Origin of the sequence: uncultured Aquimarina sp. (assembly GCF_947492405.1) — a bacterium.
Lineage (GTDB): Bacteria > Bacteroidota > Bacteroidia > Flavobacteriales > Flavobacteriaceae > Aquimarina.
The window spans coordinates 282,364-296,810 of record NZ_CANLMP010000001.1 but is presented as its reverse complement, the minus strand read 5'-3'; the positions used below and the strand labels follow the sequence as shown (position 1 = coordinate 296,810).

The window sequence follows — 14,447 nt, the reverse complement described above, 5'->3', positions numbered from 1 at the left end:
TTCACAATTTTAGGTGTCTTTATAGAACCTTATTATCAAAATTTGGCTACGGCACACATACCCCGCATATAACCGTAGCCATTGATTCTTGTAATTGCTATTCAATTAAATGCCTACCTTTATTTATTGAATTTTGCTCTTACTATAAGTAAGTGTCATTAGGAGGTGTTTTGTTACTGTCTATTTTCGAGTTTTTTTATTTTATTTCTAATCTGATTTATATTCTACTGAATACCAGTATTTTGAATATTTTTTTTTGGACGTTTTAAATCAAGAATTAAATTACTCTTATAACAACACAGGATTTATTCAACCGGAGAACGAGAAATAATGAAACGCGACGCTATATGTGTTAAAAAATTAACAATACTATACTCGTAAAGGGTACTTATAAAGTACCCTACCCCTAGTTCTTATAATAGGTGAGTCCTCTGTGAAACACAAGTAACACTTAGCTCTGACACAGGAAGTACATCTGTTTTAAGTACCCATATCCAGTATTTGCACTACCCAATGCGAAACTTTTAGATACAAAGACCTACTATTATTAGTACCCCCAGCGATACTCCGGTGCTCACATACCGACTTATATAAGTACCCTCTCCCCACTTATGGTAGTGGGTTTTGGGTGTTTTATGATTTTTTTGTTATAAAAAATGTAAAGAAATGCTATAGTAAAATTTACAGTATAAATTATATTCTTGATATACACTACCCCTATAATCTCTCACCCTAACCCTTTGATAGAACTTAATACGATTTATTTTTTAATTCTCTATATTAGATAGCGATAAAAGCTTTTTATAACACCCTAAAAAACATCAAAAAAAGTGGCTAAAATTTTGTTGTTTTTGGTATTAAACGGTTATTTTTATCATATTAAAATAATTGTAAGTTCTTATAAATACTGACGCACCTGTGATTTAGATTACTATCCGTTTGGGATGCTATTAACAAACCGAAATGGAAATGCCGGTGAGTACCGTTATGGCTTCCAGGGACAGGAAATGGATAACGAAATCAAAGGAGAAGGGAATAGTCTGAACTATAAGTATCGAATGCACGATCCAAGAGTGGGTAGATTCTTTGCAGTGGATCCTTTGGCACCAAAATATCCTCATTATTCACCATATTCTTTTAGTGGAAACAAAGTTATACATGCAGCTGAATTAGAAGGATTAGAAGAAATTACTATTCATAGCCCCTGGTTTGTTGAAAAAATACGAAGTCAAACATCATCAATTGTTCTTCAAAATGACGATGTGATATTAACTTTAGTATTAAGAGCTATGGTAGCAAAATCTAATGATGATTGGGGAAAGGCAAGATTTAAAGAAAGAGGAGGCGATGGTTCAGTCGCGGCAAGTCATACGGCAGATATTGCTTACCCAAATAAAATGGATATCTATACCATTAGTCCTGAGAGTGGAGAAAAAATATTCATAACAAGTATTTCTACAGGAGAAGCAGTGGTTACTAAAACACTAAATAACTTAAAAGAAGACAAGAGTTTTTGGAGTAGTTTGAATAACTTTTTAAAGGAACAAGGTGGAGGAATATATTTTAGCGATGGAACTGGAGGAAACAAGAAAGGCTTAGGCGGTTCTCGTGAAGGAAAGGGAGATATTAATATTGACTTTGGAGGCGCATTATCAGCACTTACAGCAATATTAGGCAGAAAACTAGGAGGAGCAGAGGCTGGTATTACATCAATTACAGATTTATCCAAAAGGATATCAGATCTTCTCAAAGAAAATACTGAAAATAATGATCCATCCACGGACCGAAAAAATGTACCTAAACCAGAAATTAAAAAAGTTAAAGTAAGAATTACGAAAAAAGATGCTAAAGTAAGAATAAATAAAAGTGATAGACTTAAAGTTATTCATATACCAAGAAGTGACACTCTTATTCCTGATACACCAGAAAATAGAGAAGCGAATAGGTTATTAGATAAAGAAAGAAGACAAGCCAAACAGGATTCTTTAGAACAAACTAAGTAATTATGTGGAAAATTAAATATTTATTTATTTTATTATTAGTTATTTCTTGTTTAAAAAGAGATAAAATTGATAATAATGCTTTTTCCTTTGATGAAAGCAAGAATGCAATGTATATATCTGGGAAAGACGATAAATTAGCTAAAGAGACTTTAATTGATTTTTTGATACCCGATACTTTAATTTTAAATAAGAAAGTACGTGGAGAAATTAAATATTTTAGTTCTTTAGAAGATAGTATCAAAACTACATCGAATGATATTAGGTTTTTGCTTGCGTGTTTGGATGTCAAACCCATAAAAATGGCGGATGACGAGTTATTTAAACGTTATTTTAATTTACCTTGCGATACTTTAGTTGGGCATTCTAAAAGTTTTTTAGATACTATTACGAAACCTTTTTATATTACTCCAACAAAACTAGGTGACAATTATATTCGCGGCATTATAAATGATCATATTTCTTTAAAAGCTTATGGTATGTACAAGGGAACAGATTCTGCATCTTATAGGGTTACCGATGCAAAATATTGTTTTCAGTTTAAGGTGTATGTAAAGAACGAGTAATTAGAAGTGGCCCTCGCTTTCACTAAAGTGATCGCTACCGCTATATCTTTGACTAGTGGCCGAAGATGTAAACCCGATAGCGCAGATTTGCAATCCGTGCATTTATAAAAAAGATACTATAATTTATAACAAAGCTACTTTTGCAGTAGCTTTTGTTGTTGTAAGAATATTCAGTGCAGAAACCAGCTACTCACCATAAGCTTCCAGCTTATTATGAATTTTTTCTATTTCTGTATCTACATAAGACTGCGCGAAATGTACATATCGATAAAAAGAATTACTGTTAGCACTATGACCGCTAATAGAACGTACCAAGTGTTCTGGCATACCTAAAATTAGTAGTGTAGTAATAGCTGTACGTCTCATCATATGAGAACTCATTTTATCACAAAATCGCTCAGGCTTTTTCTGTACGTTTTTAGAAGCGTTGTAGGGTTTCCCTTGTCGTTCTCTAGAAAGCTCGATAGGAGCCGTAAAATTAGCTTTCTTACCAATGCTTTTTAAGGTTTTATTAAAATTAAATAACGTAATCGGTGTAAATAGCATATTCTTGTTACTTCTGGATTTGTATTTCTTATAAATATCTATGACGTAGTTAGGAAGCTTTACTGCGCTATACGACTTTGTTTTTTTACTTTTCACCTTTAGGTACCATTCGTCATTTTGCAGCTCAAAATTCTTATTGGTCAACAAAAATATATCCGAGAATCGTAAGCCTGTGGTACATCCAAAAACAAAGATATCTTTAATACGCTTTTCTGAAGGAGTTAATATTTTCTGAAACTTCTGATCATGAATCAGAAATTTTAACTGTTCTGGAGACAATACCAAGATATCTACTTCTTCTTTACGTACATATAACAGCTTATGAAAATCCCCGGTATTATAGTGTTTTTCGTTTTTTAGATAATTAAAAAAGGTTCGTATCTGTTTCATATTCGCACCGACATAATTATCATAACACCCCTTTTTGTACATAAAATCAGAGAATTTGCGATAGAATTTTTTCCAGTAATTCTTTTCTGAAGCTAATTCACGTTTGGTCAGTTTACTAGCATCACTGATGCGCAGATCAAAATCTGTAGTAGTTGTAAACTCTATTAAGTTATGCAGTACATACCGATAATTCTCGATAGTACCTTTAGTAATTTTAGTACCATTCTTTTTTAAGCGCTTACCTGTCTCAGAATCACGAATAAACTGCTTAAATAATGGCAGAATGGGAGTAGTTTTTTTCATATAGCCTAAAAATATAAAGCCTTTAAAACTATAGATGTTTTTGTGAAGAGCTACAAATGTACTGTTTATATTAATTAGCGCAAAAATTGTTTTTCATTCAAGTTACTAGAATAAAAAAAACTACCTAAGGCCTATCTAAGCAGCTTTTGTTTATAATTTGCTACAACCTCACAGGTTACAAATCCACGCCATCCAGATTTATATTTTTTTCCAACTGATCCAATATGACACTCGTCTATGAAGAATCCTAGCGAGGAGGTTTACTAGAAAAGAATCTAATTTTTTTTACTTTTTTTTAATAAATTTTATCATTTGTTTTTGTTCAATTTGATTCGTAGGTTCAATTCTTTCTATTTCAAAAACAAATATTTTTAAAACTTCAGATTTTAAATAATCATTGTCTATTAGCTCAAAACCACTAAATTTAATCTTACCCAGATAATATTTATTTCCCTTAATTTTTTTTAAAAAATATTTTTCATTAATAGTTGAGGTATCATACTCATAATGAAAATAAACCAGTTGAAAATTAAGATTCACATAAAATTTTAAATCCTTCTTTTTTATATTAGAACTTTGACCTTCAAAATCATATATATTTTTATAAACTTTTAAGCCCTTCGCAGAACGAATTTTATGTTCTAATTCATCATCTTCAAATTCCAAATTCTTTTTATCAAAAATAAAACTATGTTTTAAATAATTTGACGGCAAATAATAGTACTGATTTAGATTTTTATCTCCAGTTTCAGAATTGTCAATACATAAAATATAGCCATCATAATTTTGTTGAGAAAACAAAAAACTAGTAAAAAGAAAACATATTATAAAAGTAAATCTAAACATTAATTGTTAATTATTTCTTTGCTTGAATTATCTCTGGGTACTTCAGATTCATTAACTGCTGGAACAGTACTCAAAATAAAATCAATATTGTTCTGTGATGGAGGTGAATTCTGTCCATAAGTCATAGCACCTCCTCCTCCAATTTTTTTGTCAGAATGTTTCTTGGGATCATTTAACATCTGTAGTTTAGGGTTGTAAGAAAAGAAATTATGTATTATCTCGTGAACAATTACTGACAACCCGGGTCTTCTAAAAACAATCCCATCACTCCCAGAAGTAGCTATTTTAGCTCCATTTACAACCTCAGTTGATTTTTCAATCCTACTTATAGTTACAGCTCTTCTTATTACATCACCATCAGTTGAAACAAACTTATTATCTTTACTGTTCTTTTGAGTAGCTGCATCTGCATTCATATGACGGTCTCTTTTGCTTTCGCCTCCAACGTGATTTTGTTCCTTTACATTAAAAATGAACTCCACCGGAACTGTATGCCCATCAATTGTTGTCGTATACTCTCTTTTCTTTTTTCCTATTTTATCTTTTCTTAATTTCCTATTCAGCCAATTATCCTTATAGATAGCCGATGGATTAAAATTATCATTCAATATTTTTTCTACTTTTTCACCAGTGCCAGTGGTAAAACTGATTTTTTCATTTTTATTATTAGTAACCAAAACAATAACATCTACCTCAACTATTTGCTTCAGAGGCGTCTTTTGCCCATTCACTATACCATATTTCGTATATTGAAAACCTTCTAACCCATCAATTTCTTTAGAATCAACAGGTCTATTTCCGCTAAATTGATAAGGGCTTAGCATTGGATATTTCTTTTCTAGAGGGTCTATAGAAAAGAACCTACCGATTCTAGGGTCGTGCATTCTAAAGGTGTAGTTCAAGCTATTCCCTTCCCCTTTTAGTTCATCGTCTTTTTCCTGTCCCTGGAAGCCATAACGGTACTCACCGGCATTTCCATTTCGGTTTGTTAATAGCATCCCAAACGGATAGTAATCATTATATGAAAGAACGTCCGGAGTAAAGGTAGCTAAATTCTCCGTATCAATCAACTTACGATCGGTGATTACACTCAATACATTCCCTAAATGATTGCTTAGTTCATAACGCTTATCTCCTACTCCATTGGTAAACATGTCTGCTAGTGCAGTCTCCTCATCGGTAGTTTTAATACGTTTTTCTTCTAACCCTAATCGGCTGCTACCGTAAATATGATGCTCGGTTAAGAACACGCCTTCTTCATTACCTACCATTCCTTCTACCGGAGCAATCTTAGCGAGTATATCTGCACCAGCTTTAAGGTGCGTATTAGGCTTTAAGGTAATCCCATTTCCTGCTGTATAGGTAACCGTAGCTGTAGGCTCTACCACTACTTCTTCCGTCTCCGTACCCAGAGTAATCATATCTACTGCTTTGAAATCTTGATTATCGGCAATGTTTTCTCCTTTTTGTTCTAGCTCTATTGGATTTACTTCTGGATTTGGTATTCCGTCAGAATAAGTATCGTATACCGCCATGGTATTTCCTTGTGCATCTCGCACATATAAGGTCGTCTTATTCTCTGGCATCACAGTTTTAGAAATACGATTTCCTAATCCGTCATATCCAAAACTAATGGTAGTTCCATCATTCTTAGTTACCTTCCTTACTTTACCATCTACTCGCCATTCTATAACAAGACCTTCTGCCTTATCCTCTATCAACTGTCCGATCTCGTCATAGATATAGTTATCTAACTCCTGCCCGCTATCAATATCTTTATCATATACTGCATCTATGCTCGGATCATCATAAACTGAGCGCAATTGATTAGATAGTTTGTATTTTTTGTTGGTTATCGGATCAGCTGTTGCCTCTTCATTATAATTATAGGTAAAATTATCCATTACCGTACCGGTATCATCGGTACGCATTAGCTTTTCTAAGTTACCATTATTATCATAGTCGTAGGTAGTTTTATAATTTTCATTTCCACTACCATCATACCCTTGCATTTGTTTGATACGATTCAACTGATCATATTCATATTCGTTACGCTGTAATCCCAGCATAGACTCATCATTATCGATCAAACTGGTAATCATCTGTTTGATATTACCATTATACAGGTTTTTACCGGCTGTGTTTCCGTTAGCAAAAGCTGTAGTACTTATGTTTCCTACAGAGGTATAGTCTCCATTAGTTGTTGCAGGATCTGTTACTCCGTAATAACTTAAAGAGTATCCCATAGCATCTTTTGCTACTTTGGATCCAGCAGCACCATCATTACCCATATCGGCATCCGGGGTTAGGCTTTCTGAGTTCACTCCTTTTAACCAACCTTGTAAGGTGTAGGCGTAATCCATACCTTGTACTTTGGCATTACCCAGTTCGGTTCTGGCTAACGGTCCGTGTGCAAAATATTGATAGGATGCATCTTGCTCCCAGATCATATTGTCATCAGAGGTCTGCACATTAACAATACGGTTATCAGCATCATATTCGTATTTATGAATAAACTGATCCGGTTTTCCTTTTTGATAAATTACGCGCTGCACATTACCACTGATCAGGTCATATTCATATTCTATATTCTTAATTCCAGAGATACTGTTAGTAGGATCTGTAGCCATTTGCTTATTATGCTGTACTACTTCTTTTACATTCCCGTGGATATCATACGCATAGAAAATCGCATTATTATATTGTCGGATTAACATACCTGATTCAAAAGCATCAAAATAATAGATCCCTGTTACTCTATTTCTGGCATTATCTACTAGATCATCGTTAGCGTCTACAACCGTATTAAAAATAGCAGCTGCATTAAACACCGGTGTACTATAAATCGTTTTGGTTACCTCTATCTGGTTTTCAGAGATATTTTTTGGGTAATTATCCTCTGGTCTATTAGGCACCCAAGTATTATCTGCTGTAAATATAAGTTTACCAGAACTTTCTTCTATAGCAATACTCTTTGTCGGTATAAGTTCGCCGGCTTCTGTAATACGCCCTAATTGATCATAGGTTGTGTAACTAAAGGTATTATCTTCTTTTTGTCTCGCGTTTTGCGAAGCAATGATTCTACCTAGATCATCATAGGCAAAACGAGTTTCTCCACCATCCGGAGTGTATTGCCACACTAATTGATTAAGCGAGTTGTACTTATACTCTGTCACCAAACGGTGGTTTGGCAGCAATGTGGCATTTTCTGTAGCATTATTTAAAGCTCTATGCTCATTGATCTGCGCATGGATACCATTAGCATCGAGTTCATCTTTTGTAAAACGATCAATTCCTGCAGGTGGCACCGTCTGTGTTAAGTTACCTGACTGATCATAATAATACAATGTATATTGATACTCTTTATCAAAATAACGCATGGTAAAGGTCTCATTAACATTTTTTAAAGCAGCTTTTAGATATGCTTTCTTAAACGCCAATCTTTTCGCTTCCAGGAAATTATTATAGCTATCTGCATTATAAGTCTCGCTTACATTAAGAATAAATTCCTCACAGTCATTTTCATTATCAATAATATCCACCTCTACATCAGGAATTACGGTGATCACTGCAGGCTGACAAGGCAGTTCATTCTCTGTTAAGTACTCTCCTACAAAATCTACCCAACTATCTGCATTGTCAGGATCTGGATTGACGTGCTGTACATATGCATCAATTACAGTCTTTGTTGCGCTGCTTCCGTAGTTAAGACCTGAAGAAGCAAATTCTGCTATGGTTAAGAACTGTAAACTCTCTATATTGTTTATACCAAGTCTATCGATATAATATTTATAATCCTCGGTGATCACTGCATATTTGATATCACAGAAATACTCCTGCGTATATAACTCTGGTAAAGTATAACCTTGTATACCTGCTGCAACACTTTGTAGCGTTATATAGGCATCTGTACAACTTACCGGTTCTACAGTTTGTGGGATACAAGGTAGACAAGACCCTGGTTCTTCAGAATTTGTTGTGTTTTTTGTATTGAAAGATAAGTCTTGTGAAGAGGAATTAATATTCGTTCTAATAGATACAGGTTCATAATCTAACAAAGTACAAAGGAAAAAAGGAGCACTTTGCCAAAGCTCAGGATTGTCTGGTTGTGGACTTCTAGAACGAAACTCGACCAACGTTTCAGTGGTAACTGTTTGTTTCTTTTTATCAATATAAGTTAATCTAACTCTTTCTAATCTCGCTGTTGTATTTAGAACCCTACCTATAAAATCAAAAGAAACAAACTGTCCTACATCATTAAGGTTAAAAGGCTCTTTAATCTGATTTTCTATAAAAGGACTACTTTCATATCCTAACCTAATAACAAGACTATGAACATCTGAGTTTGATTCAGATTCCCCAATTAAAATTGTTGAAAAATTATCATTAACCTTATATTCAGTTAAATCATCCTGATCAAAGAAATAATTGACACTAGTTGCTTTTAATTGTATAACCCTTTCATTTAAATCAAGTTCATTAACAAAATTATTTACCAGATTATCTCGGAATATACCGAAATTAGAAGTTTGATTTTTTTGTATAATTAAATTCCATAATTGGGTTTGGTAGTCCTCAAATAGAATCTCATCCTCTGCATAACTGGAACAACTTATACCTGTATTCGTATCATCTTCCAGAATATCAAACAGATCACAAGAGAAATATGCGCCAGAGAATTCCCCTTCTTCCGAAGGATATTCTGAAGAAAACTGAAATCCAAAATCATTACCATTTCTTTGTCTTTCTTCAGTTGTATTATTAATGTAATAAAAGAATCGAAAACGTCTTCTTCCTTCAGAACTAGCCCCCAATTCTATTTCTTTTACCAATGTAATGTCATCAACATCTCCATCTATTACAATGTCAAAATTGTGCTGATTTAGATAATGAATTCTTAGGCGAATTTGACTACTAAAATCATTATATGACCAGAAAACCTCATTCGTATTGAAAAAATCTACAAAATCATTATTAGTACAACTCCCAATATCCCCACAATTTCTTAAGGCATTTGATTGTAAATATTTCTGAATAAAATCGTTATACTCAGGATAATTCCCTAGGGATACATCTTTATTAAAAAATTCTCCATTTGCCAATAAAGCATTCATCAACTCTTTAAAATAAAATTCTACTTGTGAGTCTAAACTAACGCCTCCATTTTCACAAGTTTCGAAATCATCTTCACCTGGATTATCAACCACGCCACAACATGAGAAATTAAGTAGTGTTTTTGCCTCTTTAAAAATTCGACCTTCTATTTTTACTTTAGAAAAGTTAGCATCTAAATATGTTAGATTGGCTACATTGGATAGTCCTGTAACGTTATTAATAGTTTCCCCAATAAACAATCCACTGATGATATAATCTGATCCCGAAGGTAAATTACCATCCAACACATACGTAAGATGTGTTTCGTTGTCAGTTTCTATATAACAGGTATTACCCAATACATTCCAGTATACCTCTTCTCCCACAGGAATTTCAAAGTACTCTGGCAAGTAACTATCTCTATAAGCATCTAAATTGGTAATTTCATAATCTGTACTTCCGATATTACCGTTTTGTACCAAAGCATTCATTAAATTAATCATAGCAGCTTTGAAACGAGGTTGCTTATCACAATCATTAAAAACTGAGGTTCCTTCTGCTCCAGATCCTAAATCCTGACCAACATCATTCCCGGAATTGTTTATTGAACATTGTCCTATTCTGGCTTGCGTAGTACCTGACAACACTATTTCTTCAAAAGAACTTGTATCCCCTGTAGTAGGCTGTACTCTAACTAAAATCTTAAAACCAAAAGTTTGGGTAGATGTATTATATTGGTTCTCATCATCATAAACACCACTCATCTTGGTGATACGCCACTGATTGTTATATCCAGTCCAAGAGTAATTAGCAGCATCTATATCGGTTAAGGTTAAGGTAACAGGAGTTCCATTATCAAAAGTTAAAGACAAGGTACTACCATTTGGAGTTCCCACCACATTAAAACTACCCACCGGAAGTGTACCTCCTAATTCTTCAAATAAATCCTTACTCAGATACTGTCCTTTATATTCTCTGGTACCTACTAACGAGATTGGCTTTTCATTATCGTCCAATTCTGTAGCTAATCCATTAAGATACAATTCCATATCTCTAGCCATAGGACATATTCCTGTATTGATAAAATACTCATAATTGGCTTGATTAATTGTTTCTTGTACCACATCTGCTGTATCCTGACCGGAATTGTATAAATCATCGATTGGAGGAAAACGTTTTTCTTTTTCCAGATACAATTCATTCCCGTTTGTATTACATAAGTTATCCGAAGGCTGATTAAACAATCCGTTAATCGCTCCTGCTTGTGGATAATCAGAAATTACAGCTACTAATGAAGCCGGTGCTTCATCGACACCAATACAGGTGTTATAAAACCCATTATTGTATGCGTATAAAGAAGATAATACAAACTGAATCTTTTGCTTTAATGCTAAATAATACGATCTATATGTTTGCCATACTCTATTTTGATCAGCTGGTGAAAGGCTACCCAAAGAAATGGTTAATTCACCAAATGAAGAAAAGTTATTATTACAATCAGACACACTATTACAAAATGCCGTATTATAAGCAACCTGAAGCATAAATGTGTCGAAGCTATCGTAATAGGTATTCAATGCGTACTCCATTAGATTTACTCTATTGGAATAACTGGCGCCAATTTCGAAATTAGGAATACTTGATCTAAAGTACGGATCATTATCAGATAGAAATGTTTCCGCGCCTGTACTAAATACTCCAAATGCCTTTGCTCCTTCATAATCCAATCCCATAATATAGTTATTGAAACCATCGCTATTCATTCTAAACGATGTTCCAATATTCTCTATCTGTGCACATACTGCAAAAGAATATTCCAGATAAGTATATTCTGGATGGTATACAATTAGCGATTCTCCCCAGGAATCCTGCCAATAACTTCTTAGCTGATTTATATCTGTAATATATTGTGGTTCTACATTGTAATATCCTTCTTGCTCTGTTTCTTCTTTTGGCGCGCCTTCCAGAATTTGTGGATCATAAGTATCATTTCCTAAATCTTTTACTCGGATATAGCTAACAAACCCATTTTCATCATAATAATGCCCTGTATCTGATCCTAGATCTTTTTCATAGTGAAAAGGATTTCTCCAGCTATTTCCATTAGCACTGAATAATATATTGTCTTCTTTGAAAATACTTAGGGGTTCTAAATTTTCCCAGGTTTGTAATGTTTCATCTTCTATTGCCTCTTCAATAAACTGCATTCCGTATTGACCTGCGATACTCATGTCTTTTATGAGTGCATCTTTATCATTATTACACGAAATAGAATTTTTGATCACCTCATCTTGATTATCAGTTCCATCAGTACTAATACCATCTGTTCCAAAGGTTTCCTCGCAAACTGCTAATAACAAATCAAATTCTCTTGCAAAACGTTCTCTTAACATAACAATTTCATCAGCTGTGGAAAACTGATTATAAGACTCAAGTTGTTGGGTGATATAATTCTCTTTTGCTATACCCACTTCTTGTCCCATTAAAATAGCATTTCTACAACTTTCTTTATCTTTTATAAAACATCCATCTAAACTTGCATCAGGAGAAAATGGAGATGGGTCTATATAACATTCCGTATTCGTCTCATCGGTAATTCTTGCTATATAATCCTCGGTATATTCTTCTAACTTCTCTTTGTTTATTTTTAACAACTTTGCAATACCAAAAGAACCCGCCTCGAGATCTAAGACACTGTCTTTTAAAGTTAACAAAGACAATGAGGTATCTGTTGTCAGTGTTGTATTTACAGAATTGGTCAAAAGAGACTCCCCTATATCATTCATTACGTCTAACTGCAGATCATATACATAAGGGTATCCATTGGTGTCATCTGCGCACTCATCAGTGAATTTTAATTCGTTTACATCTAACGTATAATCAAAGAAATAATCCGTAAGATCCGCAGCGTTTACTTGTTGAGACGCATAGAACTTAGCATCTTCTAATGCTCCAAAATTCCGTGTAACATAATTGGCATTACTTTTTGGGTCCTCAAAAAGATCAAATGTAATTAGTTCGTGTAAAACATTATTAGTTTCATCAAACAAGGGAACTAAACTTGTTGGACTTCCTCCTGCTAATGCTGTAGCAATTGTTCTCCCTTGTGGATCTATATAACTAATACTGGATTGACCGTTTGGATCAATAACCACATTTTTCTTATAGTGAATCTCATTACCTACATTATAGCCAAAAAGTCTATTTAACTCTTTTTGTTTTGGTTTTCCATAGTAATAACGCATCTCATGCTTACTCCCTAACTGATGATCTGATCCAACTCCTCCTTTTCTTTTAATACGTCCCGTATTATCAGAAGTATATTCTATCTGAGAAAATGGTTTCCCACTTGCCTGAGCAATACGATCTCTAAAAATAGTAGCAATATCATTATTTACTGAGTAATATTTACTAGCTCCTGCAGCATTAGACATACCTATTGTTTTCACTTCATTAGGAGATATTTTATCTTCAGTATCAAAATCCTGGTAACTATATGGTGCATTGGTTTCGTTTAAATTGAAGTTTTCATAATAACGAATTTCATTCTCGTTTACAGGAACGGGCAATACCTCTATCCCTGGTCTTCCTTGTGCATCGTAGATTACTTCTCCGATAATTGCACGGTTATCACTATTAATTTTAGTTACTGTTTGACGATTTCTTAAGGTACCATCAAAATAACTTACCACTTCTTTCTTTTTACCTTCTTCGGCATAACTAGCCTGAAACTGCCAGTTTTTATTATTCTCATGATCCTGAGTCACTTCTACTACGTGTGGCCATTGGTCAACTTTTTGTTTCTCATCTAGTCCGCTACTCCATTGACCGTATTTATATTTTGTAATATCTTCAAGATATTTACCTACTGCACGAACCCTAAAAATGATATATCCTTTTGAATAAATAAGCGGAATCGAATAGTTTGTCGTATCTGTTTGAATTCTGGTATTATCCAATTCAAAATCCCTTGTAGAGAAATCAATTTGGTCTGGTCGTAACGGTGTGTTAAAATCTTTTGAATAACTATCTACCCAAGTCCACTCTAAATCATACCCTATAGCCCCCGTTACCTCTGTCCAGCTTATTGCTACTTCTTTAGCAACCGCAATATCTTGTGCCGTTGGCACTGAAACTTGTGGAGCATTTGCAGGATCCAAGTTAAAATAACGATCCACATCAAAACCTACAGTTAACGACACATTTTCTGGAATTGATACATTATTCTGTTCTGCACTATCCGTATCAACATCCTTATACGTTGTTTTAACAATCCTAACCGTAGCACCGTAAACATCTCTTAATAAATGTTTATTTACATTCGTAAAACTCCCTCCAGAACCGGGTATATTATTACTTTCTACTTCCAAAACTACAGTTTTGGCTGGTTCTCCTTCAGGAAATAATGATGTGATTTCTAATTCAACAGAAAACCTAAACCAGGATGCAGCACCTAATTGCTCATCGACATTCAGTGCTATATATGTCATAGGATTTACATCCTTGATATCATCATTAGGTAATACAGATTCCTCGAAAACAAATGTTGCATTAGAATTATCTATAATATCGTTAAGTTGATCTGCTGTATATACATCTTCGTTCTGCGCATACCCGATACTACCGATTACCAATAACAGGGATAATAATGCTTTATGTAAATTCTTAGTATTCATATTGTCGTATAGTGAGAATTACTATT

General features: G+C 33.9%; 4 protein-coding genes and 1 pseudogene. 2 read left to right on the top strand and 3 right to left on the bottom strand.

Annotated elements, in window-relative coordinates; genetic code table 11:
* Positions 1 to 941: 941 nt before the first annotated feature.
* Both Q0829_RS01185 and Q0829_RS01180 read left to right on the top strand, forming a co-directional pair.
* Positions 942 to 2,003: pseudogene (locus Q0829_RS01185) on the top strand (hypothetical protein); the annotation flags it as partial.
* A gap of 2 nt (positions 2,004 to 2,005) precedes the next feature.
* A complete protein-coding gene (locus Q0829_RS01180) occupies positions 2,006 to 2,566 on the top strand; it encodes a hypothetical protein (protein WP_298538957.1) in 561 nt (186 codons plus the stop codon).
* Between the two features lie 186 nt (positions 2,567 to 2,752).
* Here Q0829_RS01180 and Q0829_RS01175 read toward each other — a convergent pair whose 3' ends face one another.
* The 3 genes from Q0829_RS01175 to Q0829_RS01165 form a co-directional block, all read right to left on the bottom strand.
* Complete coding sequence (locus Q0829_RS01175) at positions 2,753 to 3,805, bottom strand: tyrosine-type recombinase/integrase (RefSeq protein WP_298538955.1); 1,053 nt, start codon at positions 3,803 to 3,805, stop codon at positions 2,753 to 2,755.
* A gap of 285 nt (positions 3,806 to 4,090) precedes the next feature.
* The gene (locus tag Q0829_RS01170) at positions 4,091 to 4,651 is read right to left on the bottom strand and encodes a hypothetical protein (RefSeq protein ID WP_298538952.1); all 561 of its coding nucleotides are present in this window, start codon (positions 4,649 to 4,651) and stop codon (positions 4,091 to 4,093) included.
* Positions 4,651 to 14,421: an RHS repeat-associated core domain-containing protein gene (locus Q0829_RS01165; RefSeq protein ID WP_298538950.1), complete on the bottom strand. Its 9,771-nt coding sequence runs from the start codon at positions 14,419 to 14,421 to the stop codon at positions 4,651 to 4,653. The genes Q0829_RS01170 and Q0829_RS01165 overlap by 1 nt, the downstream gene beginning before the upstream one ends.
* Between the last annotated feature and the right edge of the window lie 26 nt (positions 14,422 to 14,447).

What these genes read in the sequence shown, in the direction of transcription:
- Q0829_RS01165 (WP_298538950.1), bottom strand. Translation starts at nt 14,421, where the DNA reads ATGAATACTAAGAATTTACATAAAGCATTATTATCCCTGTTATTGGTA.
- Q0829_RS01180 (WP_298538957.1), top strand. Translation starts at nt 2,006, where the DNA reads ATGTGGAAAATTAAATATTTATTTATTTTATTATTAGTTATTTCTTGT.
- Q0829_RS01170 (WP_298538952.1), bottom strand. Translation starts at nt 4,651, where the DNA reads ATGTTTAGATTTACTTTTATAATATGTTTTCTTTTTACTAGTTTTTTG.
- Q0829_RS01175 (WP_298538955.1), bottom strand. Translation starts at nt 3,805, where the DNA reads ATGAAAAAAACTACTCCCATTCTGCCATTATTTAAGCAGTTTATTCGT.